22 protein-coding genes and 2 pseudogenes are annotated in these 26,032 nt (G+C 60.1%); 14 read left to right on the top strand and 10 right to left on the bottom strand.

Features of this window, described 5'->3' with window-relative positions:
- Nucleotides 1-46 precede the first annotated feature (46 nt).
- The 8 genes from QRN59_RS21390 to QRN59_RS21355 all read left to right on the top strand — a co-directional run bounded on the left by QRN59_RS21390 (nucleotide 47) and on the right by QRN59_RS21355 (nucleotide 11,145).
- A complete protein-coding gene (locus QRN59_RS21390; protein ID WP_284984461.1) occupies nucleotides 47-715 on the top strand; it encodes a TetR/AcrR family transcriptional regulator in 669 nt (222 codons plus the stop codon).
- Nucleotides 716-908: 193 nt separating this feature from the next.
- Complete coding sequence (locus QRN59_RS21385; protein WP_284984460.1) at nucleotides 909-3,098, top strand: MMPL family transporter; 2,190 nt, start codon at nucleotides 909-911, stop codon at nucleotides 3,096-3,098.
- A gap of 111 nt (nucleotides 3,099-3,209) precedes the next feature.
- Nucleotides 3,210-4,373 (top strand): sensor histidine kinase, encoded by a 1,164-nt coding sequence (locus tag QRN59_RS21380; protein WP_284984459.1) that lies wholly within the window; start codon nucleotides 3,210-3,212, stop codon nucleotides 4,371-4,373.
- Nucleotides 4,370-5,035: a response regulator gene (locus QRN59_RS21375; protein ID WP_284984458.1), complete on the top strand. Its 666-nt coding sequence runs from the start codon at nucleotides 4,370-4,372 to the stop codon at nucleotides 5,033-5,035. The genes QRN59_RS21380 and QRN59_RS21375 overlap by 4 nt, the downstream gene beginning before the upstream one ends.
- 883 nt (nucleotides 5,036-5,918) lie before the next feature.
- Entirely contained in the window at nucleotides 5,919-6,434 is a 516-nt protein-coding gene (locus tag QRN59_RS21370; protein WP_350225255.1) for a DUF3841 domain-containing protein, read from the top strand.
- A 1,709-nt stretch (nucleotides 6,435-8,143) separates the two neighbouring features.
- Nucleotides 8,144-9,094, top strand: a complete 951-nt coding sequence (locus QRN59_RS21365) for a hypothetical protein (protein WP_284984457.1) — start codon at nucleotides 8,144-8,146, stop codon at nucleotides 9,092-9,094.
- A gap of 990 nt (nucleotides 9,095-10,084) precedes the next feature.
- On the top strand, nucleotides 10,085-10,633 hold the full coding sequence (locus tag QRN59_RS21360) for a hypothetical protein (RefSeq protein WP_284984456.1): 549 nt from the start codon (nucleotides 10,085-10,087) through the stop codon (nucleotides 10,631-10,633).
- Complete coding sequence (locus QRN59_RS21355; RefSeq protein ID WP_284984455.1) at nucleotides 10,633-11,145, top strand: hypothetical protein; 513 nt, start codon at nucleotides 10,633-10,635, stop codon at nucleotides 11,143-11,145. The genes QRN59_RS21360 and QRN59_RS21355 overlap by 1 nt, the downstream gene beginning before the upstream one ends.
- A 188-nt stretch (nucleotides 11,146-11,333) precedes the next feature.
- On the opposite strand, the gene QRN59_RS21350 is transcribed toward QRN59_RS21355, so the two are convergent.
- Nucleotides 11,334-12,125, bottom strand: coding sequence for an ATP-binding protein (locus QRN59_RS21350; RefSeq protein ID WP_284984454.1), 792 nt, complete (start codon nucleotides 12,123-12,125; stop codon nucleotides 11,334-11,336).
- Nucleotides 12,122-13,669, bottom strand: coding sequence for an IS21 family transposase (gene istA, locus QRN59_RS21345; protein ID WP_284984453.1), 1,548 nt, complete (start codon nucleotides 13,667-13,669; stop codon nucleotides 12,122-12,124). The genes QRN59_RS21350 and istA overlap by 4 nt, the downstream gene beginning before the upstream one ends.
- A gap of 347 nt (nucleotides 13,670-14,016) precedes the next feature.
- On the opposite strand from istA, the pseudogene QRN59_RS24690 reads away from it, so the two are divergent.
- Nucleotides 14,017-14,232, top strand: a pseudogene (locus QRN59_RS24690) (IS1634 family transposase); the annotation flags it as partial.
- Here QRN59_RS24690 and QRN59_RS21340 read toward each other — a convergent pair.
- From QRN59_RS21340 to QRN59_RS21330, 3 genes are all read right to left on the bottom strand, one after another.
- Complete coding sequence (locus QRN59_RS21340; RefSeq protein WP_284984537.1) at nucleotides 14,170-14,361, bottom strand: ATP-binding protein; 192 nt, start codon at nucleotides 14,359-14,361, stop codon at nucleotides 14,170-14,172. The pseudogene QRN59_RS24690 and the gene QRN59_RS21340 sit on opposite strands and share 63 nt — an antisense overlap.
- 147 nt (nucleotides 14,362-14,508) lie before the next feature.
- Complete coding sequence (locus tag QRN59_RS21335) at nucleotides 14,509-14,712, bottom strand: hypothetical protein (RefSeq protein WP_284984452.1); 204 nt, start codon at nucleotides 14,710-14,712, stop codon at nucleotides 14,509-14,511.
- 375 nt (nucleotides 14,713-15,087) lie between these two features.
- The gene (locus QRN59_RS21330) at nucleotides 15,088-15,579 is read right to left on the bottom strand and encodes a hypothetical protein (protein ID WP_284984451.1); all 492 of its coding nucleotides are present in this window, start codon (nucleotides 15,577-15,579) and stop codon (nucleotides 15,088-15,090) included.
- Between the two features lie 113 nt (nucleotides 15,580-15,692).
- On the opposite strand from QRN59_RS21330, the gene QRN59_RS21325 reads away from it, so the two are divergent.
- The 3 genes from QRN59_RS21325 (at nucleotide 15,693) to QRN59_RS21315 (ending at nucleotide 17,654) form a co-directional block, all read left to right on the top strand.
- On the top strand, nucleotides 15,693-16,367 hold the full coding sequence (locus tag QRN59_RS21325; RefSeq protein ID WP_284984450.1) for an adenylate/guanylate cyclase domain-containing protein: 675 nt from the start codon (nucleotides 15,693-15,695) through the stop codon (nucleotides 16,365-16,367).
- An 81-nt stretch (nucleotides 16,368-16,448) separates the two neighbouring features.
- Nucleotides 16,449-17,150, top strand: coding sequence for an adenylate/guanylate cyclase domain-containing protein (locus QRN59_RS21320; RefSeq protein ID WP_284984449.1), 702 nt, complete (start codon nucleotides 16,449-16,451; stop codon nucleotides 17,148-17,150).
- Complete coding sequence (locus tag QRN59_RS21315; protein ID WP_284984448.1) at nucleotides 17,151-17,654, top strand: Pycsar system effector family protein; 504 nt, start codon at nucleotides 17,151-17,153, stop codon at nucleotides 17,652-17,654.
- A 295-nt stretch (nucleotides 17,655-17,949) separates the two neighbouring features.
- Here the strand turns inward: QRN59_RS21315 and QRN59_RS21310 are convergent, their stop codons facing one another.
- Nucleotides 17,950-18,162 (bottom strand): hypothetical protein, encoded by a 213-nt coding sequence (locus tag QRN59_RS21310; protein WP_284984447.1) that lies wholly within the window; start codon nucleotides 18,160-18,162, stop codon nucleotides 17,950-17,952.
- Nucleotides 18,163-18,382: 220 nt separating this feature from the next.
- A pseudogene (locus tag QRN59_RS21305) lies at nucleotides 18,383-18,793 on the bottom strand (transposase); the annotation flags it as partial.
- A gap of 800 nt (nucleotides 18,794-19,593) precedes the next feature.
- On the opposite strand from QRN59_RS21305, the gene QRN59_RS21300 reads away from it, so the two are divergent.
- Both QRN59_RS21300 and QRN59_RS21295 read left to right on the top strand, forming a co-directional pair.
- Entirely contained in the window at nucleotides 19,594-21,438 is a 1,845-nt protein-coding gene (locus QRN59_RS21300; protein WP_284984446.1) for a helix-turn-helix domain-containing protein, read from the top strand.
- Between the two features lie 609 nt (nucleotides 21,439-22,047).
- Nucleotides 22,048-22,383 carry a hypothetical protein gene (locus QRN59_RS21295; protein ID WP_284984445.1) on the top strand — a complete coding sequence of 112 codons (336 nt, stop codon included), beginning with the start codon at nucleotides 22,048-22,050 and terminating at the stop codon, nucleotides 22,381-22,383.
- Nucleotides 22,384-23,084: 701 nt separating this feature from the next.
- Here QRN59_RS21295 and QRN59_RS21290 read toward each other — a convergent pair.
- From QRN59_RS21290 to QRN59_RS21280, 3 genes are read right to left on the bottom strand one after another with little or no spacing between them, the layout of a single operon-like run.
- Nucleotides 23,085-24,059, bottom strand: a complete 975-nt coding sequence (locus QRN59_RS21290) for a cytochrome b/b6 domain-containing protein (RefSeq protein ID WP_284984444.1) — start codon at nucleotides 24,057-24,059, stop codon at nucleotides 23,085-23,087.
- Between the two features lie 25 nt (nucleotides 24,060-24,084).
- A complete protein-coding gene (locus QRN59_RS21285) occupies nucleotides 24,085-25,068 on the bottom strand; it encodes an electron transfer flavoprotein subunit alpha/FixB family protein (protein ID WP_284984443.1) in 984 nt (327 codons plus the stop codon).
- A gap of 31 nt (nucleotides 25,069-25,099) precedes the next feature.
- A complete protein-coding gene (locus QRN59_RS21280) occupies nucleotides 25,100-25,870 on the bottom strand; it encodes an electron transfer flavoprotein subunit beta/FixA family protein (protein ID WP_284984442.1) in 771 nt (256 codons plus the stop codon).
- Nucleotides 25,871-26,032: the final 162 nt, after the last annotated feature.

The raw sequence follows: 26,032 nt of genomic DNA, 5'->3' as shown, positions 1-26,032 counted from the left end.
TATTTTGGAACGCAATAGGTGCCCGCTCCCCAGTACAGTTGAGTGCATGACACGCAATTCGTACCCGAAGGGAGTCGCGAAGCGCGAGGAGATCCTCAAGAACGCCCTCGAAGTGATCGCACAGCGCGGCTTCAACCGAGCGACCCTCCGCGAACTCGCCGACGCCGCCGACCTCAGCATCACTGGCCTCCTCCACCACTTCGGGACAAAGGAGGAACTCCTCACCTCCGTGCTCCGCCGTCGTGACGAGCTGGACGTCGCGAACTACTACCAGGAGACCCCGGACTCGATCGACTCAATGGTCGAGCGCTTGAGTACCCTCGTTCGGCACAACACCGACGTTCCCGGTCTCGTGAAGGTCTACACGAACCTCTCGGCAGACGCCACGGCGTCCGATCACCCCGCCCACGAGTATTTCCGCAGCCGCTACGAACGAGGCCGGGAAATCGGACGGGAGTCGGTGACTCACTTGAAGGAAAGCGGGCATCTTCCACCGGAGGTCGACGCTGATGACCTCACGTTGCTCATGATTGCGATGGTCGACGGGCTGCAACTGCTCTGGCAATTCGACGAGAGCATCGACATGGCCCGAACCCTCGAAACCTTCGGGCGCATCCTGCGCCTTGCCGAACGCGGGAGTCAACACACCGACCAGACTCCACACCCGGATGAGAGCCAGGGCAGCGATTCCGCTAATGGCCGGGGCGGGGCGTGAGTTCAAACCGAGACATTTGAGTCCGGATTTAGCGTCAAACTCCTACGCGCTCCATTATCGGGCGGAAACCCGCTGAACGTGGCGACTACTGCGGTCGCAGTAGTGCATTACCTGCGCCTGCGGGACGACGCGCGAATCATTCACGCCGAGACTGTACGAGGCGATAAACGATCGCTCCCGACAGGAGGCTAAAATGGCTCGATTGCTCTATCAACTTGGAATACTCGGCTCGCGACACAGAGTGTGGTTCTTTGCGGCGTGGGCAGTGATCTTCGTTGCGCTGGGGGTGGTCGTTTTTGGCGGAGTGAAGTTCAGCACCGACGCCTTCAAGATTCCAGGCTCTGAATCAATGCAGGCATTGAAAGTGGTCGACGAGAAGTTCCCGGCGTCGAAGGACGCACCAAAGTCCCTGACACTTGTGTTCAAAGCCCGGGATGGTGCCGTCACTAGTCCCGCGACGGTGCACGCGATCGGCGGCGCACTCACGGAAATCGCGAAACTCGACCATGTCGCCGCGGTGAGTGATCCGCTCAGCCAGACACGTCCCACCTTGTCCCCGGATCTGAGTGTCGCCGTCGCCACCGTCACACTTGACGGAGTCACAGACGGGAACGCGCCGGAGATTGCCAGCAACCTGAAGAGGGTTGCTGACTCTGCCTCCAGCTCTGAACTCACGATCGCCGTAGGTGGTTCAATAGCTGGAAGGCCGGCTCCTAGCCAAGCCGGACCCAGCGAGATGGTCGGCATTGTCATCGCGTTCGCGGTTCTGCTGATTACGTTCGGCTCCCTCCTCGCAGCAGGTGCCAACATGCTCTCGGCAGTCGCGAGTGTTGGCGTCAGCATGCTCGCGGTTCTAGGATTCTCGACGATCAGTCCCATCCAGAACACGACGCCGACCCTCGCCATCATGCTCGGCCTGGCGGTAGCGATCGACTATGGACTGTTCGTACTTGCCCGCTTCCGTGCAGAGTTGAAGGACGGAAACACAGTCGAAGAGGCTGTCGGTCGTGCCACGGGCACAGCAGGCACCGCAGTGGTCTTTGCCGGCTCGACGGTAATGATCGCCCTGCTGGGCCTGGCCGTTGTCGACATTCCATTCATCACCGAAATGGGCGTCGCAGGAGCGATTGCCGTGCTGATCGCAGTGCTGATGACATTGACATTCATGCCAGCGGTCATGCGAAGCCTTGGCCGCCGAGCGCTGTCGCGACGCGATCGGAAGTCATCAACCTCGTCTCGCGACAACCGCCAACTGAAGGCCAAGATCATCGAACGCTGGGGCAGGTCAGTCATAAAACGACCACTCATCAGCGTTGTTACCGCAGTCACCGGCCTGCTCATCGTCGCCATTCCGGTTCTCTCCATGCAGACGTCACTGAGCACTCCAGGAGGCGAAGATCCCAAATCGACCCAACGCATTGCGTACGACATCATGACGCATGCGTTTGGCGCAGGCAGCCAAGACCCATTGATCGTGCTCGTGGAGGGTGACCATGCAAGCTCGAGGACAAACGCCGTCAACAGCATGATCCGATCGACCAAGGGCGTCAAATACTCCGTCGCAGGTGCAGTGACCGGCGACGGTAACGCCGCAATCATCCAAGTGATACCCGCAACGGGACCTCTGGACCCCGCCACCACCGAATTGGTACACGCCATCCGGGCCCAGGCGAACGATATTCAAGGCCTGCACCTTTCGGTGACCGGGTCGACAGCGGTCGCACTTGACACCAACGAAAAACTGCAAAGCGCGCTCATCGCCTACCTATGCGTGGTGGTGGGGTTGTCGCTCCTCCTGCTGATCCTGATGTTCCGCTCCATCCTTGTGCCGCTGATAGCAACTCTCGGATTCCTATTAACGCTGGGCGCCGCCCTCGGCATCGTTGTCGCAATCTTCCAGTGGAGCTGGTTCGACGACATCATCCCGGCCAGCCAGGGCAATCCGATCCTTGCGCTACTGCCACTCATGGTCACCGGAATCCTGTTCGGTCTTGCCATGGACTACCAAGTATTTCTCGTCTCAAGAATACGAGAGGCGTACGTACACGGACACGACCCGAAAGAGGCGATCCGCGAGGGCTTCCGTCTCTCAGGACCAGTTGTCGTGGCGGCCGCGAGCATCATGGCCGCTGTCTTCGGCGGATTCGCATTCAGTGATTCAAGCTTCGTGGCACCAATTGGCTTCGCTCTCGCCGGCGGGGTGATTGTCGACGCTTTCATCGTGAGAATGATCATCGTGCCAGCACTCTTGTCACTGCTGGGTCGGTCCGCTTGGTGGATTCCCCGCTGGCTCGACCGCGCTCTCCCTGACTTGGACACCGAGGGACATTCACTGGAACGTGACATTCCGCAGAGAGCGGAAGAGGAAAAGCAGTTGGTCTAGTCCGAGTAACTCCCGCTCCGGAATCCCTTTAGGACAGGTCTTCGCGGGCGCTACTAATCTAAAGAACGTTTCCTGAGACATAAGATGGAGAACGGAGGTCTAAGTTCGACGATGATGCACTACTTCCCCCGGGGTCAGCCGGTCGACCTTCGCTTGTGGATCGAGATTCTCTTCGATGCTATCGGCGTGGCCTCAGTCGGACTTGCTCTGCGAGGCCTCGCGCTGGAGTCCTCGGGGGCGGTGGGCTACATAATACTCGGAATCGCCGCGGTGGCATTCGCGGCCCGACGGTGGTTACCCCTGACGTCCGTGACCGCCACAGCAGCGCTATCGCTGGCGGCAGCCGCCGTCGGTCAGAACTCGATTTGGATGTGGCTGCTCACGCAAGCCTGCCTCGTAACCGTTGGCATGTGGCGTCGTCGAAGGACAGCCTTAGTCGCCTGCGTCACCGTCGGTTCCGGGATGTATATCTCGGCGATATGGGCTGATGGTCAACTCCCCTTGGCGCCATATTCGCTGTTGACGATGGCATGGACAGCGTGCATGGCTGTCACAGGCATCGCGATCCGCCTCCATCACGACTACATCTGGTCCCTCCACGAACGGGCGCTTGCGCTCGAACACGATCAAGCCCGCGACCTGCGGCAGAAAGTGATTGAAGAGCGTATTCGTATCGCGAGGGACCTCCACGACGCTGTAGCGCACAACGTCACTGTCATCAGTGTGCACGCAGGTTCAGCAGAACGCCAGCTCGATCGCGATCCCGCGCGCGCTCGGGCATCATTGGTCGAGATCAGGGATGCGGCGCGGTCGATCATCACCGAAATCGAAGAGGTCCTCCGTATCCTGCGGGATGACCAGAGCCCGTTACTAACCAGCCTGCCCCGTCTCGCAGAACTGGAAGGCCTAGTTCAGACGTACAGAGAACTCGGCCTGGATCTCGTCACGGAGATCCAACACCTCCCTGAGGACATCCCTGAGACAGTCGATCTTGCCATCTATCGCCTTGTGCAGGAGGGTCTCACCAACGCTCACCGACATGGTTCAGGCACGGCGACTCTCAAAGTCTGGTCGACCCCCGATGAACTGTTTGTCGAGATAGTCAATCCGGTGGGCCAGTCTCCGTCGCCACACACGACCGGATGGGGACTCATTGGCATGCGCGAACGGATGGCCTCCGTGGACGGCACTCTCCTTTTAGCTACAAAGAATGGGTCGTATACAGTGCGCGCTGAAATACCGCTCGCCCGCGTGACGAGGCGGGATCGACCGTGATCAAGGTTCTCCTGGTTGACGACCAGAACGTTCTCCGCGCGGGCCTCAAGGGCATCCTGGAAACGGCAGACGACGTCATCGTCTCCGGCGAGGCCGGCAATGGACGCGACGCAGTGTCCATGATCACCGCCCTCAAGCCCGATGTGGTGCTAATGGACCTACGGATGCCTGTTCTCGACGGGTTAGGCGCCATCAGAGAATTGAGAGCGGACCCACGGAACGATGGGGTACGCATACTTGTTCTCACCACATTCGAGGAGGACGACAACGTCGTATCGGCCGTCCGCGCAGGCGCGGACGGTTTCGTAGGCAAGACCATCGAGCCTGACGAACTCGTCGAAGCGGTACGCTCAGTCGCACGGGGCGACGCACATCTGTCCCAGGCGGCAACGCACACCCTAGTGCGACACACGCGCGAGGCCGTCGAGCCCGCTCCGCCCGACGGCGAATTGCTAGATCGTCTGGGATTCCTGACTCATCGAGAGAAAGACGTGATCATCGGGGTGGCCGAAGGCCTCACCAACGCCGAAATCGGCGCCCGACTCTTCATCGCACAAGTCACCGTAAAAACCCACCTGAATCGGGCGATGGTCAAGTTGGGGGTGTCTGACCGCGCGCAGATTGTGGTAACTGTCTACCGGGCTGGGTTGCTGAACAAGTAAGGTCACTGCTAATCCACCACAGCCTCCCATCGCGCTCCCAGACGCGCCACCACCTCCGAGTTCACCGGCGACATAGAACTCAACCGCAGGCGGATGCCACACAGCGCTAGGGCGACTGCGACACAACGCTCCGCCGCGCGAACCATGGACGCCGAAGGTCGCCGATTTCCCCTCCGAACGCCTTGGACACACGAGGTCTAACTGCCTGAGTATGTCCGCCCCTGTACTTTGCTGGCCACCCGGCCTGGCAAAGCCACGGAAGGAGGACGTGGGCCACACACCTCCACGATACTGATGCGCGGGGCACACTCTGTGGTGTCCGCAAGGCAAATCCAGACCGTGCCGGCGAATAGGCGGCACAGTCATGGCCCTCAAAGAAGACGAAGAGCCTGCTGCTTCAGGGCTTCGCCAAGCTGAACCGCCACCTCTCAAGACACTGCTAGGTTGAAAATAGGCCAACACACAGAGCGGGCGCGGACATGCATTTACCGTGCCGGGCTCCGAGCGAGCCCGGCGAAGCCGTCCCCGAAGGAGAAATCAAGCCGCTTCTCGGCGTCGCACTCCTGAAAACGGACACCGAAAAGAAGGCAGGCGCGGGGGCTGTTGTCCCGATTCGACATCCAACCGATGCCGTCAAACCCGGGGTTATCGGCCGCTGCCATCGTGGGGTGTGAGAGCCATATATCCACGGGATAGCCTCCCTCCCCTTTCGTGTCGGAGGGAGCATGCATGATGAGCCGATGACCTTTCCCATGCGCACCGCCCGCCGCGACCGGGGACTCCCGCCCGGGCGCATCCTCCACGACATCAGCGCACCGGTCCTGCTGCTGCACACCTCCAGACCGAGGACGCAGTCCGTCAGCTCCTCACCACCGGGCATATTGTGGCCGACCCTACACGGGCCTGGACCGAGTTCCCGGACGCCTACGCCTGGATGTACCGGCAGATGCAGTCCCGCCTGCCAACCCGGGGCAAAGGTGTCTTGTGGCTCTGGGCGAAAATCAGGCGCCGGGACCTGCTGTCCCACTGCCGCCGGTCCCGGGGCAAGGTGCTGCTGACCTGCCGGATTTCCCGGGAACGCGTGCTCCTGTCCGAGTTCGACGACTGGCACCGGGTACTCAACGGATCACCCAACCTCTTGGCCCACCCGGGCGAAAGCGATGACGCCTACAGCAACCGGCTCAACATGGTGCTCGATAATTTCTTTAACCAGGTATCCGCCGCTGGCGTCGAGCACGAGCCGGTCAGCACCTGGCCGGCGGACCTTCGGCACGAGATTGAAGCGAGCTGGGAATCGATCTTCGACCCAACCAACTACCCCCGGATCTCCTACTGGCAGGCCACCGTACACGAATTGCGTGCTGAAGACGTGACGGAGGCAGTCCGCTTCGTGGACTAACCAAGGAACGCGCGCCTGCACGTTGCCGGACGCGTTTCACGGGGCGCCATCACGCCTGAGGACCCTACGGTTCAGACGGGACGGTGTGCAGCTTCGTCAAACCCTGACCGATTCACGCTTCACCTCGTCCTGATGCTTCATTGTCGCTGGGCGGGCCCTCCGCGCAACCAGGGCGCTACGCGCCGCTCGCAATCCAAAAGTTCGCCCGACGCTCCTACGTCACTTGTCTCCTCGCGAACTTTTGGATTGTTCCCGGTACCCCAAGTTGCACTCCGGCCCTTGAACCCAGCGAAGGCTCCGCTAACAGAACGACGCCGAACATACCGATACGCCGTGTTTCACCGGGACCCGACGTAGCTATCAAAAGCCCCAGCCCGGGTTGCCGTATGCCAGCCGCGTCCGGGCAGCAAACCCAACGCGACCAACTCCGCCGGAAGTCATGTAGAGCGGCCATCCAACCCACCATGAAGAAGCAAGACCGCAAACCCCTCCCTCAATCAGAAAAGTGAGGCAGAGAACACAAAAGGACCCCGAAGGGGCCCACAAAAAGCTGATTTGTGCACAGTCAGAGGGCCAAAGGCCCCCTGACCTGCGGAAACACGTGCCCAAGGTGGGACTCGAACCGGACTCCAGCCCCTGCAAATACTGGGAAGTTCAAGAAACATGCCGAATCCGGCCCAGTCCGGCACCAGTACGACCCGATCCGACGGCAAGGGTGTGCACATTGTGCACACCCTCTTTCTGTGCCCACGCATGCTCCGGTCAGGCTCAAGGAGACCATCGCGCAGGTGCCCGCTTTCAGGTCCGACAGGAACCCCGCAACCCACGAATGACTCCACGGTCCGGTCACAGTTCATCAGTACTCACCTCCTTCACCATTCATGGTTTTCGAGACGGAAAGTGTGGACATTGTCCCACTCCCTTTTTTGCTCGTACTGATGGCTGCCAGAACAGGGTTGAAAGGAGAACCAAAGACCCACCAGGCGGCCAAGGAGCACTCGTCTAAAGCGCCAGCGTTGGCCAGTGCTGAGCAAGCCGATTTCATCGCATTCCCTCCTTCCAAACATCCATTGTGGCTAGACCCGAGGGCGCAATGACAATGCAACCCCCTTTTTCGAAAGATTATCCAGAGCACTCCTATGCCGGCGATCGAAGCCGCAGATGTCAAGCAACTGTTCTACAGCGAGACATGGCAAAAGCAAGCATGGTGAAAGTGCCTCAAAGCAGCGCAGTGTATGGACAATCGACGGACAGGTTTTTGACGAATTGGCCGTGCACGTCAAGGCTGTCCTGCGGCCTTAGTCGAACTAAGATGCCGAGCCCAGCAAACTGCAATGGGGATTCATGCGAATCGTTCAACCAGCCTCAGCCGAGGCTGTTCTGCGATTCGGTGCCACGCGGGATGGTGTACTGCGAAACCACGACTTATGGAGCGATGGCGGATCAAGGACGTTTTGGTCTTCTCGTTCCTTGAAAGCGGCTGAAACACTGTACAGCCGGGCGTTCAGCTAATGCGCGCAACACAATCGGATGGTGAGCGCTAGATGCCGGCAAAAGCTGTGTTCGGACCCAGATTCCGGGCCCAGAGTTAGAAGCATTTGCTGGCTTGGTTCTCAGGGCAGGTCTCCCATTCTTGCGATAGCAACAGGAACTGACGCGTGGGACTAGACCGCCAGCTCGTCGTCCCCCGGCTGCCGTACCCTTGACCAATGACACGTAATCCTTTCCCTGGCGAGCTTGGCTCTGTTGGTCGTGGTCCTGTTGTGTGGGAAGCCATACATGCGGACTGGCCGGCCTATCCGGGTGATGAAAGCTGGGAGTTGGGCTTGCTCCGGCTAGGCGACTTTCCGCTGGGGACCGAGTTCCAATGCATAAGCGTCATCGACCAATGCGCCCTCTTTGTAACGCAAATCGACAAGAAAGAGCCGGATCTGTTCAGTGAAAAGCACATGCACGTGGCGATCCGTCTCACCGAACTCCTCGAAATGGACGAGCGGGGCCTCGTAAATGGTGTGGTGATAGAGACTGAAATGTCACCGGCCCAGGTGCACGCTAAGCGCTCCCAAGGTCCTGAGCTCTGGGCGAGGACCCAAGCCGGCGAAAAGGTCTACATCCAACTGGCGAACGGTCAGATGGTTCCTGTCGAATTGGACAGGGACGAGGAATGGACTGAAGATGACAGAGCTTTCGCGCTAATGTCGCCTCGGAGCACTGAGCTCGTCGGCATGTACGAAGGCACACTGATCTCCCTGACATCTGCTGCTGGACCGGAGATCGAGAGGTTGACTCGAGAAGCCCTCGAGATACCTCCGAGCCTGCAGGATCGGATTACAGTCCAATTGAATGCTGGTCTATTTGACTCCGTCATCCGAGACCTAGGAGCAGCTCTGGAGACACGCATGCGGGTTGTGACCGGTAGTCAAGGGTTCGGGAAGAACCTGATCGAACAATACATAAAGGCATTGCAGAAGAACCAGGACGATCTCCCCGCACACATCAAGTCACTGCGCCAGGAATTACGTTCGATTTTCAAATTCATCCGCAACGAGTTCGCGCACAACCTGGTAGAGCTTGAGCCCAGCCGCGGCTATGCTTTCATTTCCCGGCTCTGCTGGCATGTTCGTGACGTTGAATTGGTCATAGAAAGCCGCGACTTGTAGTTCTCTCCAGTCCGATCGAAGCCATCTTCGGATTAGAATCCGTCGGCGGTATCGGAGGCTCAAATGTGAGTTCGTCACCATTGCTCGTCTTGCGCAGATGAATGTCCTTCATCGCTCCACAGAACCCAACCATCAGCTCACCTACTTGGTCCGGCGGCACAGCGGCGTCGCCATCTCCTTTCAGAACCCTATCGAACAAGGTCAGGCTGGGAGAAGAATGATAGGCAAGTCAACATCCACTCGGACAGGCGCCGATGGTGACCCCTGCTTCACCCCCACGAAAACCGCACCGGTCATACTCAGCGACGGGACGGAAGAGAGGGCAGATTGAGAATAAGGCCACGCGCCGAAGGTTGACACGGCAGTGACGAAGATGGCTGCCACCAGTTGCGCCTTCTCGTTTGTCTTCACCATCCCAGCAGTCTATGAGCATGGACATGAAGTCTGGTCTGGTTGCGTTGGGCACACCCCATCGCCACAGTCGCAGACGCCCGTTTCGGTGTCGCTTAGGATCATTTCATGCCTTTCGCAACAGCAGGGCGAGGCTCTAACATCGCTAACGATGCCCGCGGCATAGCCCCTTAGGAGATCCGTATTCGTGCATGGCGAACGCTGAACCGCCGGTCAATGCGCGAGGGGGGAGGCTGGCTTAAGTCTTCCTGTAGTGGAGGCACCGGAGTGGGGAGGAGGGGTTGTCCGGCTTCGGCAATGCCGTCCCGAATTTCGCGCAGTGACGAGCGCACCGATGTACGGCTCGCACGTATGAAGAAGGATCAAGAGGGGCCCGCGTGGTTGGACGCGACCGGGCTGCCGGTCTTTACCTGGGGCCTCATACTGAGGGGCGTCCCCCAGGAACTAGCAGCTACTCCAGAATGGAGTTGGCTATTCGTCCTCGTGGGTATCTTCCGGGGGGTTCGCCATGTTTGAGAAGACCGTTTAGAGATGGAGCTTGGGACAAAAAGGGTATCGAAGCCTGAGTACGATTGCCAGATGGATGGGGAGACTATACGGCTGATCGTTGTGGCCTGCGGAGCAATTGCAGCGGGTCTATGCGGAGCCCTGATTGCGGGTGCTTTCAACAGCCAGAACACACTAGCGACAATTGAGGGCGCACGGGTGGCGGCGGAGGCGCAGCGAGAGCACGAACAGGAACTGGAACAAGCTCAATGGCTGCGGGAGCGCAAAGTTGAGGTCTACACCGACCACTTAGCCAAACTTCACGAGCTCGAATTAGCTATCGCGGAAACAAAGATGGACTATAGGCCATCCGGTGCCCCGCCCATCGCGACATTATCTCGCAACTTGTCGTCAACTCTTTCGATCAGACTATTTGCCCCGGACCAGGTTCAAGTCGCCCTTGCTGAACTAACAAAAGTTGTTGTCTCTATCATGAATGTGATGCAGGTTTCAGACGCACCAGAGCGTGACGCGCTCTATGAGCAAGCCACGGGACTCTTCAATCAGAAGGCTGGGGAACTTGAACGGCTGATCCGCCAAGACCTGGGCGTAGAAGAGTTCATTGAGGAGACTGCTGTCTGATGGACTTCAATCCCGATACTTGGGGAACCGTCGCTGACTGGGTCGGCGGAGTTGGTACAACCGCAGCTTTCATCGCCACCTTCGTCGTCATTTTGCGCGATGCGAAACAACGCCGTCGGCAGCAAGCTCGGAAGATCGCCTTCTACGTGGACGACCAACTTCTTGCCGATCTGCGTGGAGGCGGCACCGTCACGTACAACAACTTCACGGTCGCCAACCTAAGTGATGAGCCCATTTACGATGTGAGGATTTTGGCAGAACCGCGAGGCGAGTACCGCGATAACGTCCGCAGCGTCCGCCATCTGCAACCTGGCGACAAGCTGGTGTATTCAGTCGAATGGTCTATCAATGCACTCTCGGCCCCCGCGTTGTTCCGCGATAACTCGGGGAGACGATGGCACAGAGACTCCAGAGGTGAACTTCATGAGCTCGGGCTTCTTAGACGAAAACTCTGGACACAGAGTATGAAAATCTTGCGATCGGAAAAGTCAGGCTTTTTCGGCAACGGATAGGCATTGCCGTTGTAGTCACGAGTTCGTCCCCTGACTTGGCTTGTCAACGGCAACTTGGAAATGACCGGGCGCGGCATGTTGAGTTGCCCGTTGGCGGCAAGTGATTGACCGGGCGCGGCATGTATTTTTGGACAGGGTCAGGCGCCCCGGGCGTGCCGTGTTGGCGGGGCGCCTAAGCAGGTTTTGGGTTAGCTCATGGGGCGGGTTCCTTTCCCGTTTTGGGCTTGCATGAGCCGGACGGACTCGCCGCTGGTCTGGCAGAGGTGGGCGTGGTGGAGGAGCCGGTCCACTGTCGCGGTCGCAATGGTTTTGGGCATGAGCTCATCAAACCCGGACGGGTGGATATTCGAGCTGATCGCCAGGGAGCGCTTCTCGTAGGAGGCCTCGACAACCCGGTAGAAGCCCTCCGCGGCGTCGGCCGATACCGGCAAAAGCCCGATGTCATCAACGCAAATCAAATCCACGCTGGTGGCCCGGACGATGGCTTTGTTGACGCTGTCATCGATGCGGTGCCGGCGCACGAGAGCGCCGAGGTCTTCCATGCTGAGCCAGGACACGGACATGCCTTGATCGATGGCCTGCTGGCCCAAGGACTCCAGCAGCAGAGTCTTGCCCGTGCCGGAGGGCCCGCAGGCGATCAGGTTCTCCCGCCGCCGCACCCACTCCAGGGTCCGCAGGAACGACGTCGTCGCGGCCGGGAGGGTGGAGAGGGCTTCGTCCCAGACGTCGAAGGTCTTCCCGGAGGGAAAGCCGGCGCGTTTGCGGCGGGTGGCCAGCATCGAGGCGTTCCTGCCGGTGGCTTCGGCTTCGAGGAGGACACGGATGACTTCGGTGGGGTCCCAGCGCTGGGCTTTCGCGGTCGCCAGGACGTCGGCGACGACGGCGCGGGCGTGCGGCATCCGGGTGGTGCGCATCAGCGCGATCACGTTCTCCACCGCCGGGTCGGATAGCGGGCTGGGGGCAAGGGCTGTCGCGCTCATTCGGTGGCTCCTTCAAAGTCTTCATCAGCGGTGGTGGCGGCCGGGGTGGTGCCGAAGTTGGCCCAGCCGCTGGTGCCCTGGCTCAGCCACTGGCCCTGGTCGGTGACGGTGTGGCTGGTGCTGGTTGTGCGGGTTTTCCCGCCGGCGGTATTGATGATGGAGACCAGGTCCTCGTGGGTGAAGCGATGATGCACCGCGGCCGCTCCGAGGCCCTTGTCGACTTCGTCGGTGCCCAGGACCTTTGCCAGGGTGACGGCGCGTTCCATTTTGTGCCGGATCTTGCCGGTCCCGGCCGCGGCGGCTTCCTTGAGCCAGAGCGCGGCGCCGGCACCGAGGGCCAGGAAATCTTCCTCGGCCTTATTCGTCGGGCGGATGACCCGCTCCAGGGCCCCGGCCGGGGCCGGCGGGAAGTGGGCGTCAATGATCGCCGGGGTGCCGGGAAGGGTGACCTTGTGGCGGGCGACCTCGACCGGGCCGGCGTCGCCGACATGGACGATGACGACCTCGGTATCTGTCCCGCGCACCCAGACCATCTCACCCACCAGGGTGTGTGGGACGGAGTAGCGGGATTGTTCGAAGGTGATCATGGGCATGTTTGGCGGGACCTGGCGGGTGTGGCCGAAACTCGCTGTCACCGGGGTTTCCGGGACCGGGTGCAGGCGGGGGCGTTCGATAACTCGGAGCATGTCCTTGGGGATCTCCAGCGTGGCCCGGTGAACCCGCGAGTTCACCTCCTCCATGAACGCTTCACAGGCGGTTTCAAGCTCGGCGAAGGACCCGTATTCGGGTAGCAGGTTCGTCTCTTTGGGGACGAGGTCGGCTTTGGCGATCTTGACCGCGTTCTCGACCCCGCCCTTCGAGGCCGGGTCAGCCGGGATGCAGGTCTGCATGGACGTCGAATAGTGCCTGGAAAACGCCACAATCTGCGCGTTCCGCACCGGGATCCCGGCGACGTGCTCGATCGTGACGGTCTTCTCGTTATCGGTGAGTACGTAGGTCGTGACCCCGCCGGCCAGCCGGAACGACCGGTCCAGGGCGGCGAAAACGCTCGGCATCGTCTTGTCCCGCAAGGCAATCACGATCCGGAACCGCGAGAAGGCCAGCCAGGCCACGAACAACACGGTCTTCACACCGTCAACCACGGGGCCATCCCCGTAGTCGAACTGTGGCCAGAGACCTGGCTCCGGGGTCCAGGGCCGGTGCACGCGCACGTTCCGGGCCCGGTATTTGGCCTTCAGTTCGGCCAGGGCGGTCCGGGTCGTGCGCTCACACCCGGTGAACCCCAAAGCGACGAGCTTCTCATGCACCACGTCGCCGCGGATCTTCCCGCGGGACTGCTCGACCCAGGAGATCATCTGCGGCAGGAACGGGTCGGTCATCCGGCCGCGTTGCCGGGCCACCGGTGCCTGGGCGCCTTCCTGACGGGCCTTCACATACGAGCGCACCGTGTTGTGCGAAACGCCGCAGATCTTCGCGGCATCCCGGTAGGACCGGGTCAAATCATAAGCAGCTAAAATTTCCATGAACTCTCCTGGAGACTTCACAACGAGCCCCCTCCTTCCGGTAACGGGTGAAATACAGACGATCGACATCGCCATTTCACCGCGGAAGGAAGGGGCTCTCCCCGTAACGACACGAGGGATGGACAAGGGAATCCCCGGCACGCGACGCCACCAAAGATGGCCTAATGCTGTTCAAAAATGCTTGCCGCCACGGGTCAAAACCTTGCCGCGAACGGTCAGTCAGATTTTCCGACTCCGGTCAGTTTAAAGTTGCCGCTTACATTGGCTCACGTGTAGTTGACTCCTGACCACCCGAAGCTTTGAGCTGTGTTTATGTTTTCTGGGGTAGCCTCTTTCACACACTAATGGTTTGGCCTAATGTCGCCGACGTGGTCTATGTCAGGCGGGTGCGGACGGCGTCTTGGGCGTCGGTGGTGAAGATCGCCGCGTATGTGCGCGGGCGCCAGCAGATTGTGGAGCATGTCGGCTCGGCGCATACAGAGGCCGAACTCGGCGTACTGCTGGAACGCGCACGAGCTGCATCAGGACCCGCCCTGGGGGCGCTTGACTTCGGAGTCGAGCCCACACCGGCGGTGAAGAGCCTGATGCGCTGCCTGGAGTCTGGCGACCCAGTCGATGGCGGTCTCGAACAAGACCCGGTGGCCCAGCTGTGTGGCCCGCAGCACCGGCCCGGTGGCGAGGTGGGTTTTTCCCGTACCCGGTGGGCTAAGCAGGACGATGTTGGATGCTTCGGTGAGGAAGGCGCCGGTGGCCAGTGCGCGATGGTGTCGCGCTTGGGGCCGGGCTGGTGATCGAAGCTGAAGTCCTCGAGCGATTTGGGGGCGATGACCTCCCGGGAAAGGACCGCGGAAAGGTATTCCTCATGGGGTCCAGCATGCCTCCCGGGCCTGGACCGCGACCCTAGCTGCTGCTTCCCGGGTTCGGGGTGCCTTCATGGCCGGGGAGTAGCACTCGATCTGGACGGCGTTCTCTTTGGCGTCGAATCGACTTCGGCCTGCCTGGGCCGCGAACAGGCTCGGGCCGCGAAGGCCGGCGCACAGCAGATCGCGCACTCCCCAGAGCACGCGACCGCACCCTCTAGGCCCACGAGGCCCCCGCAGCCCGGCAACCATTCGGAAGAGCGCGCATCACGCAGGACAAAATGCTGGCCATAGCCCTGTACTTGCGTAACCAAGAGATGGGTCACTTGGTTACGCATCGAGACTCACTATTTATGCACAACGGAGCCGAAATTAAAAGAGGGAATGTCTGCCACAGACATTCCCTCTTTTGTACTACTTGGACCTCGGGGACGGAGGCTTCGGTGGGTTCTTCGTCCCGTTCCTGCTCTCGCTGAAGGTTCCCCCACCCTTGGACACCGTCACAGTCGTGCGGGGAATCCTGGTCGGAGGTTCAGGGTTGTAACGCGGAGATTCTTCCTTGCCCACTGAACCAACTTTCTAAATGATGTGTGCGCTAATTAGCCCCACGGTGACCGGCATCGCGAGCCAAGCTAACACAACTATCCCATAGCCCACGACAATCAACTTGGCCGCCTTCTCTATCCGGCCCAAATCATCAGTAAGGCCCTCCATGCTGTCAATGACAATGCTGTACTCCGTGCTATAAGGCTCGGCCACTAGGCGCTCCTTGAAGGCTAGCGTTGCGTTTGCATCTATACCTGGGGATGGTCGCATCGACCAGAGCCCAATGCAGGCGGCGACGATCGACAAGGTGATACCCACGAACTGCCAGCCACTTACCCAGTTGTTCGCCTGAACTGCGCCATAGACTCCGGAAGCGGTAACCAAGATAGCGGCACGTGTATGCATGTTCCCCATGCGCTGATTGATGGCAGCTCTCTGCCTGTCTACTTCGGCGTGTACTAGCTTCAGCTGTTCAACCGGAAGCAGAGGCTCATCTGAATCCTTATTCAGAAAGGAAAGTCGCATACTCCTACCCTACGGTTGCAGCTTCACGCGCCGTCGCAGGCTGACGAGAGGGCCGCAGAATGTCAGTGGTGCTCAGTAAGCTCGAAGGACTAACTATTTGAGGGGGACAGAGGGTGTCAGTCAAGGCAGACGATATCCAAGCCAAGATCTCAAACATCTTGGCAGTGCCGTGGGTCATCGAGAACGGGCGCGTCGTGCCAAAATCGGTGGACGTTAACCAGAAGAACGGCGGCAAGAGACTCGAAGCTACGTATCTATACGCAGATCTAGCCGACTCAACACTGCTAGCCAAGCGCTTCAAGGCAGAGTTCGCTGCCCGAGTGGTCCGAATGTATCTGCGTGGGGCAGTCGATGCCATCAGGCACAAGGGCGGCCACATCCGCAGCTTTGACGGCGACCGAGTCATGGGTATTTTCATCGGCGATCGTCGGCGTAACAATGCCCTCGAAGCTGCACTGCACATCAACTGGGCGGTTAGCCAAGTGATCAATTCCCAGCTCACCAAGCGCCTCAAGACATCAACTGCTTCGTGGCAAGTGAGCCACCGCGTCGGCATCGATGACGGTGAAACGTTGATAGTGCGAGGTGGGGCGCGGGACAACAGCGACCTGGTATCAATCGGCACAGCACCAAATATCGCTGCAAAACTCAGCAGCATTCGAGGTGAAAGTGGATCAATTACCGTGACGAGTCGCGTTCACGGATTCCTTCTGGACACGAATAAGGTCCACGAGGGCGGGCCATGTGGGGCAGTGCGAGTTCAAGGATCCTCGGCACCCATTCGGTGACGACATATAGCTCGGGCTGGTGGCGGCGCCCGTGAACAGGATAGATAAAAGATCTGTCAGCCACTTCGAGTTGGAGCGTTAATGTATCCGTCCATTGAAAGCAGCGTCACTGACATCTTGAAGGCCGCCTGGTCGATCACAGACGGACGAGTAGTACCGAAGACGGAGGACATAGTCATGAAGAACGGTGGGCGGCTGGTGGACGCCACCTACCTGTACGCGGATCTTGCCGGGTCTTCCAAGTTGGCAAATTCGCTGTTGAAAGAGACCACGGCCAAGATCATCCGTGCCTACATCAACACTGCCTCACGCATCCTCCGGAACTATGGCGGGGAGATTAGAAGCTTCGACGGTGACCGGGTGATGGCGATCTTTATGGGAGCCGATAAGGAAACGAAGGCTGTACGTGCTGCTCTCGCGATCAACTGGGCAGTCTTCGAGGTACTTCGTCCAAAGATCAAAGACAACTGGAGCGATGGCGAGGACTTCTGCAACATCACCCACGGCATAGGTATTGATACAGGCGAAGCGTTGATTGTCCGCGGCGGAGTCCGTGACAACAATGACTTGATCTCCATCGGCAAGGCCCCCAACCGCGCCGCCAAGCTCAGTGAACTACGCGGTTCTCAGCAACTGACGATCACTTCAGCCGTCTATGACGCGATGGATAACGAGGTTGCCTTCATGGAAGACGGTACGCGGTTGTGGGGCCAGACATACAACAGAAATGACAGTGGCCAGAACGAAACGGTCTATCGTTCCTCCGCCTATTGGGGAGTCTAAGTGGAGGATAAGGAAGCGATCGATAACGCTTGGAAGATTCACGCTGCTCAAGTTGATTGGACCGGCAAGGTTGACGCCAAAGCATCGTTTGCGTTCGCACTGGAGTCCGCTGTCATTGCTACGACGGTCGCCCTGTCTGCCGATGGCCGGCTTTTTTCGAACCTTACTACCGGCATCACGCCAGTGTTCTACTGGCTAGGTCTGCTGTCGCTGGTCGCCGGCGCATTCTTCGCTCTTGTCGTTGTCCGGCCGCGCCTCAAGGCTACCGGCCTGCAAAAAGCTAGCAGCGAGAACTACATCTACTTCGGCCATGCTCAGTACTGGGAGAGCGACGAACTTGACGCAGCACTCAGGAAGGGCGACATCCTTCCGGTGATCACACGGCAGATAGTAGTTATGGCCGACATCGCATGGCAAAAGCACCGCTGGGTGCAGTGGTCGATGACGCTAGGTGGGGTCGGGGGCGCGCTATTAGTAGCCTGCGGGCTTATCCAGAGTTTTTAAGAAGACTCACGATTCGCACAGAACACGCATTAGAATCCAGCGTGCGGCCGTTTTGATAGCAGCACGCACTCTGTCGCGACTGTTCTTCCAAGCATTTTCCACGGCACGATCAGGAACAGGAATCCTGATGACTGGCGGCCAGCCAGCGGCAGGGATAGACAGGTCTCTCAACGCGTCATAGAGGGCACGTTGTTTGCCTCTCCCCCTCGGGCCAAAGCCGATCGCACCTGTGTGTACATATGCGCGTTCCGCTTTCTGGCCGTAGATGCGGCAGAGATCCCGGTATTCCTCGATGTCAAAGCCCAAAAGGAGTTTCTAGCGGATAGTGATCGAACGTGGTCAACCGATGGGAGGTGAAGTGCTGAATCTCATCCACTTCGATCACGACAGCAGTTTCCTTGTGCATCAGATCGACAGTTGGCTTCCGGATTCGCTGAGCGTTCTTCAGAGCCTCCTGATCAGCACCGAGGGCAACCGCAATGGACATCACCGGTTCGAACACGCTCATAGTCTCGGGACTAAGCCCGTACGGCCCTTTTGTACCAATCCAATCGAAGCGGATACCTGGAGACAGATACTGCCCGTCTTTGGCCGCTTCAAGAGCGATGCCAACTTCACACTCACACGCCAAGTTATCTCCTAGAATCTAGCTCTGCCCTCATGGTCTATGAAACAGTGTGTTCAAATCGGCGCTTGGGGCTGCTGCATGGATAGGTGACAGTGATTAGTCATGCGGCCTGTGTGACCTGCGTGTTCGTGATGGACTCGTATTCGATGGGGGTCAAACGGTCGAGCGTGGCTTGACGTCTTCGGCGGTGGTAGGTGCGTTCGATCCACGTCACGATCGCGATCCTCAAGACCTCCCGGGCTGGCCCAGGAGCGCCGGTCCAGGACATTCTTTTGCAGCAGGGCAAAGAGCGATTCCATGTCGCATTATCCCTGCATGCCCCGGCCCTGCCCATCGACACGGTCATGCCATGGCGGTTCAGGGCATGGACGAGTTTCCGGCTCCGAATTTGGGATCCGCGATCGGTATGCAGGATGCAGCCAGCCACCTCACCGCGCCGGGTGACCGCACTGTTCAGTGCTGCCACGGCCAAGCGGGATTTCATCCGTGAGTCGATCGAATAGCCGGCGACAAGTCATTGAACGGAGTGACTGCTGCCAGGGGAGTGCTGGAAGTCCCGCGAACGCTGATGAGCCTGTCGAAGCGATCGGAACATACTTGGACTCCGCGGGCCTCATCTGTGCAGTATGCTCAGCCGACAATCGCGTGAACCGGCAAAACTCCATCCGTAGTACTGCTGTGACTACAAAGAAGATCTAAGTGTGGACAATGTCCACACCCCCTTTGGCCTGACAAAGCATCCATCAGCCAAGTCTCATCGCTCCAGGAACGAGCCGAACCCAAGGTTTTTGACGAAGGATTTCGTTGTCATGTCGTGCGCAGCACCCCTACCCATGAAGAGGTGTAGGCCAACCACGACCTACCGAATGCACCAAGAGAGGAACACATAGCCCCAGCACAGAGCCAGCGGATGGCCCACCAGCCACGACCCTGAACCCGCTCCCCCACAACTGCACAGGCGACCCGCGGCGCCAGGCACACCCCGCGGCCAGTGTCAGAGGACCTGACCTCCCAGAATGTACACACGTTAAAGCAAAAACCCCCTCTGACGAGGGGGAATGCTGTGCCCGAGGTGGGACTCGAACCGCATTCCGGGCCGCGGAAACACTGGGAAGTCGAGAAAACATAGGCAGTACGGGCCAGTCCGGCCGATGTACGACCCAGTCCGAAGCCACAAGTGTTGACACTGTCAACACACCCTCGGTTCCCGATTTTGAATTCGCTCACGGGCACGGCCATGTTGTTCGAATGTCTCTCGCTCGTGAAGGGAAACCGTGAAAAAATCTAAGTGTGAAATTGGGACCTGATCGTATGGCCCAGCATATTCAAGGATGGCTGCAGGCGCTGGCCCATATCGGTGCGGCAGTCAATCGTGGCGTTTCGCTGAGCGAACTGTTGGACCTGATCGCCGCGACGGCCTGCAAATTGATGTCGTACGACTTCTGTGCGATCTTCATCCCGGACGCGGCATCGCAAGTCCTGGTGATCGAAGGCTCCTACGGTCTCTCGGCCGACTACATCCGGGACATAAACGCAGCGCATCCGGTCCGACTTCACGGCCTTCACACCCCCACGCCGGCCGGTCAGGCGTTCGCGATGGGCGTTCCCGTGCAGATCGAAGACTTCGGAAGTAATCCGACGATGCTTACTTGGAGAGCCGCCGCAAGGGACCAAGGATATAACTCCATGATCTCGGTGCCTTTGAACACCGCCGATGAGACGCTCGGTACCCTCAATTGCTACACCCGATCGACACATCACTTTACTAAAGAAGAAGAATCGCGCCTTTTGATGTTGGCGGACCAAGCGGCAATAGCCATCACCACCAGCCGTCTGCGCTCCGAACAGGCGAAGAAGATCACGGTCCTCAACGAGCTGAATGAGTCGCTTGAGGAGCAGTACGAACTGCAAAGACAAGCCGAATCGATCCACGAGCGCTTGACGGCCTTAACGCTCGAAGGTGGCGGAGTTCGAGCACTTGGCGGAGCCCTGGCAGAGATCCTGGATCGTCCCGTCGCTGTCTGCGAGACCAACGGGACCATCCTCTACAACACCGGACGCGACGGCGCTTCGCTCCCGGCCACCCTCCTCGCGAATCCCGCGGGCCTCCCCCTCCCTGATGCCGCGTCCGCAGGCAATGCCGGATTGCTGTCCGAAGTTCATCTTCCGGATCCAACAGGGTCGGGGAGTGTTGTTCGGGTTCCGGTGATGATCAAAGAGAAGATCGTCGCGTGGATCTGGACGAGCGGGAAGCTCTCCGAACTGCGACCGCTGGATCGCCAGGCGATAGAACGCGCGGCGGCGCCCCTGGCCCTGGAACTCCTCCGGACCCGGACAGCGACCCAGGCAGAGTGGAGGGACACCGGCGAGATTCTCTCCGAACTCCTGTCAGGCAAACGGCGCGGCTCCACAACGTTCTTGAGCCAAGCTGCACGGCTCGGCCACGATCTGTCACTTCCCCACGCAGTCATCGCAGTCCGATTCGAATCCCGTATCGAAAGCGCTCGACCATACTGGCTTGCCGCCGCGTTCGAACGGATGGCACGACAAGTCTCACCAAAGCCGCTGCTCGGATCCCACGAGGAGCACATCGTTGCTCTCTGGCCGCTGGGACCAACGACGCGGATCAACGAAGTGCGAGGCATCGGCGACCAGGTCAGGCAGATTTCTTCAGAACACAATCAAGGCACGGATCGCGCGCACGCTGCCATCACGGGACCGGTCACAAGCATCGCTGACTATCCGGCAGCGTTTGCAACGGCCCGCGGAGCCATTGAGCTGGCAGCCCTGCGCGAGGGGGCCCCCGGAACCCTGGTGTTGAGCGATCTAGGACTGACCGGACTTCTGCTTCAGCTCCCGGATTTATCCGCGCTGAGCCACTATGTCGACGCCGCGCTTGGCCCGTTACGTGCCAACGACTTAGCCCAAGATCCGTCGCTCCTGCCGACCTTGTCCGCCCTCATTCACAACGATCTCAATGTTCGTATGACGGCCGAGCAGCTGCATATCAAAAATGACTTCGTCATCGAAGCCCGCCGACGCATCGAGGATCTGCTCGCAGTTGACCTTTCACGTGCTTCCGATCTCACGCGCATCTCAACGGCCGTCGAAGTCGACGACGTCGTCCGAGCCAGGCAGCGCACCATCGACGTCTGATCGCCGAGCGCTGGCGCATTCCCCAAAGGCGCCCGTGGGCGACCCGCGGCTACCCGACGCCTCGGGTAGCCGCGTGAGGGTAAAGGGATTTGCATAGAGGGGGTGCTGGTTCCACCGAGGCCCCGAGCTGGCAGATCTATTGGAGGCTGACCGGTCGCGCCTCGGCGAGCACCTGATGCGTCGGACTACCCCCACGCGAAAGTTGCCGCTTTGCGGCTGCCGTTTGACTTATACCGCTGGGCGCACGGTGCCGGAGGGGCAAGCTGACATGAGACACGGGCCGCCGATTGGTTATGGGCGGAATGTTCCAAAGAGCCCTTTTCTGCCATTCATGCGTATGATACTAATTGTTTATATGCGAGATGAATCATGACTTTCTGCACCCAACCGAAGGGCTGGATCTGGATGACCGGGACTGACCTATGCCGGCCGGCTGAATGCGCGTGCACCAGTGGAGGGTCACGACGAAACCGCACTTGCCTCGAACTGCCACCAACGTTGCACTGGCGCGATTAGACGGCGGAGAATGGCCGACTTAGCGGCCCTTCTTGCTTTTGATGTCGCCGCAAGCGCAGCCACACAATTCCTCAACACTGAGAAGGGGATCCCGTGGTACTCAATACACCTCCACCGGCAGGCCGGAAGGCTGGATTTTCCAGTCAGCTCGAACCGCAGCACCGACACAGCCTGCCCCTTAGCCGGACTCAGCCTCTCTTGGTTAAGCAGTGGAAGTACCTGTGGCGCAAGGAATTCGTCGAGCTACGCAACAGTCGCAACGTATCGACCACCGGATGGGTTGATGACATCACCGCAGATGGCTTGACTATTTGGATCTATCTGAGCGGGGGAATGGGTCGGGTGATGATTCATCAATGCGACGGGATCGACGTCTGGCGCGTCGACTCCCGGATCTGCCAGAACCGCAGCGATCCCGCAGCGGAATAAGCCCACCCAGCCTAGGCGTCAAGGGCTCGATGGGCATCGCCCATCCACAAGCCGCGGCGGGGCTGCAAAAGACGATCACCCGGATCGTCGCCTATCGCAACAACTGCCGCCCCGCCGCTCACAACACGTTGCCATCCGCAGCCAGGGATGACCCGAGGAGTACGTCTCAGTCCAAAGTCCTGGGAACTGAATCGGTTCGTGCCGCTCTATAGTTCGCACCCAAACCAGCAGGAGATGCCAGTGCCTATATCGCAATCTACAAGTACCGACTGTCACGGAGAGCCCCAGCGAGATCCGACGGCAGAAGACTTAGCCTCGCCGTCGCAACAATCTCTGGAGGATGAACTTACCGCAGCACCCTGGATTGGACTCCAATACAGGAGCGAAACCCGCTAAGGACCCCAGCGGTCAGCCCGCCCCACTGGTCACAGGCAGTTCTATTCGTGGCGTAGGTTACCGTCCCCGCTCAGGGATCGAGTCTTTCTCCTCGTATGCGCGTCGATTTTGTCGCCCGATACGACCGGGAGAGGAGCTGATCCGACCGGTATCCCAGTTGGCTCACAGAGCCCGGTGTGCTGCTCGTGGCTTCGTTGTCCGATGCCTACCCGCGATTTCGGCTGCCCGTGTCCCGCTTCCAGGTTGACCAGGGGCCGCTTATAAAGCGCGAGAACGAATGTTTCTTGGCCCGAGCGGTGCGGCGTTTATCGCGTCACCTTGCCGGTGAGGGTCGCGACGGGCCGCAGGAAGAGCGGGCGTGCCAGGAACCAGGACGCGCTCATCAAGGCCAGCGAACCGGCGAACATCCAGAAGCCGAGCCAGCCGGCGTCGTCCCGTGCAGCGTACATGTGGTTCAGGTTTCGGAGTGCCCCTGTGGTGAATACCAGGACCACGTGGATGACGATGAACAGCACGAAGAACAGCATCGTCGGGTAATGCAGGGCACGGGCCATCTCGATCGTGTACGCCCTGTTCAGCCGGGCAGTGTGCTGGGGCCATGCGTTGGACATCCGCAGCCCGGTGGCGATCGCCAACGGCGCTGCGATGAACACGACCGCGAAATATGAAAGCAACTGCAGCGCGTTGTAGTTACTCCAGCCACTCTCCAGCGGCCAGTCCAGGGACGCATACTGCAACGCCGCCGACAGCGCGTTCGGGATGACGTTCCAGCCTGTCGGCACAATCCGCAGCCATTGGCCCGTGGCGAAGAGCATGATGAAGAAAACGATCCCGTTGAGCACCCACAATGCGTCCAGGCTCAGGTGGAACCAGAGGTCCAGGCTGATCTTTTTCGGCGGGTTCTTCGTTTTGATCAGGCCCTTGTTGTTCCGGGTCCAGTTCGCCTTGGGCCTGGCGGTGGTGCGCACCAGCCAGCCGGAACGGACGATCAGCAGGATCAGGAACGCGTTGAGGAAGTGCTGCCACCCCAGCCAGGCCGGCAAGCCGAGCGGGGTCGACGCGGGCAGCTCGGCCTGCCCCGGATACGTCGTCAGGAAATCCTGCATAGGTCCGAGGGTGCGCAGCCACCTGGCCAGCAGCACAACCAGCGCCAAAACTACGACGGCAGCCGCACCCGCCAGCACCGCCCGCACCCACCCGGGCCAGGCCGGCTTCCTTGGCTTCCCGGACTTAGGCGACGACGGCGCGGACGTCGAGGGCATGTTTGTTGGCGAGGACATTTCGGTGGCTTCCTTGTTTGAGCGGTCAGCGGCTGGCGGAAAGCTGGCGGGCCTCAACGGCCGCGATCAACTGGGGAACCACGGTGAACACGTCGCCGACAATGCCGAAGTCGGCGACGTCGAAGATCGGGGCATCCTCGTCCTTGTTGATCGCCACGATGGTTTTGGACGTTTGCATCCCGGCCCGGTGCTGGATCGCCCCGGAAATACCCAGCGCGATATACAGTTGCGGGGATACTGCGACGCCCGTCTGCCCCACTTGGTGCGACTGCGGTACGTAGCCGGCATCGACCGCGGCGCGGGAAGCGCCCACTGCCGCGCCCAGCGCATCTGCAAGCTGCTCGACAAGGACGAAGTTCTCCTTCGAACCAAGCCCGCGCCCACCGGAAACCACTACCGCTGCCCCACGCAGGGCCGGGCGTCCGGAATCCACGGTCGTCCCAGTTGAGGACTCGATTCTCGCGAAACGCCCGGCACCATTCTCCGCCGCCACTCTGACGGCGTCAGCATTTACTGCCGCGGCTCGGTCGTCAATAGCTCCCAGGCGCAGTGTGATGATCGGCAGTCCCCCGTCGACTGCCGACTCGGTGGTGTACGCGCCGCCGAACACCGAGTGCGTGGCAATGACGCGATCCCCCTCGGCGCGCACGCCGACTGCATCGATCAGCAGCCCTGCGCCCGTTCGCACTGCCAGGCGCGCGGCGACCTCACGGCTTTCGACCGTGTTGGCCACAAGCACCGCTGCAGGTGAAAGCACGCGTACGGCATCCGACAACGCGTCCAGGTCCGGGGCAGCCAGCAACTGGCCGGCCCGGTCGGATTCATAGATACGCACGCTGGCCGCGCCCAGGGCACCGAGTTCGGTGGCCAGATCGCCGCCCGCCCCGTGCACGACGGCGGCAACCGCCACCGGGGTGCCCAGCAACGAGGCCGCACCGAGCAAGGAGGCTGCGGTGGATTTGGCCCCGCCCGTGTTCGTGGTTTCGATCAAAACAATGACATTGGCCATCGGAAATGTCCCTTCGAGTTCTTGTAGAGGTTCAGATGAGCCGGCCGGCAACAAGGAAATCGGCTAGTTCGGCGGCGGCATCGCCCTCGTCGACGACTTTCCGGCCCATGGCCCGAGGCGGGCGCCCATTCGCGGACACCATGACGCTGCGAGTGGGACTGAAGCTTCCTACGCCGAGATCCGATAGCCCGAGGGTTTGCAGCGGCTTTTTCTTCGCTTTCAGGATTCCCTTGAAATTCGGGAACCTAGCCTCGGCAGCACTCTCTGTCACCGAGATCACCGCCGGCAAATCTGCGCTCACCGAGAGTGTGCCGCCTTCGACCCCGACCAAGCCGCTCACGGAACTCGACGTGATCGTCGCCGTGCCCAAGGAGGGCAGCAGGGGCAAGCCCAGCCGCTCGGCAACCATCGCCGGCACGACCCCGCCGCGCCCGTCGGTGGACTCATTGCCGGCCACCACCAGGTCATATCCGGTCCAGGACAACGCCGCTGCCAAAGCCGCGGAAGTCGCGGACGCGTCAGCCCCGGCCAACCCGTCGTCTGCGACATGAATCGCCGAGTCCGCGCCCATCGACAACAGTTTGCGCAGCGACTTCGTGCTCTGCGCCGGACCGACGCAGAGCACGACGACCTCGGCATCCTTGTTCTCATCTTTGAACCGCAGGGCCACCTCGAGGGCACGCTCGTTGATCTCGTCCGGTATCCGGTCCGAAGCCACCCGGTCCAGCAGGCCCGTCTGAAGGTCCAATACCCGCTCCTCTTCCGTATCCGGAACTTCCTTCGCCAAAACAACGATCTTCATGTTGTTCTCCTCGGTCCTTCTCTCATTGCAAATATGGTGGATGTGCGGATGGCACCGGCACGCAAAAGTAGTCCATGTACGTGAGCATCTCGACGAGGCTGAGCTCACTCATCGTTGCTCGCCTTCCGCGAAGAAGTCCAGGAGGGAGTCGGTGAACTGTTT

The sequence above is a fragment of the Arthrobacter sp. efr-133-TYG-118 genome (assembly GCF_030209755.1).
Classification (GTDB): Bacteria; Actinomycetota; Actinomycetes; order Actinomycetales; family Micrococcaceae; genus Arthrobacter.
Note: the sequence above shows the minus strand (reverse complement) of the source record. Positions and strands in the feature narration are given on the sequence as shown.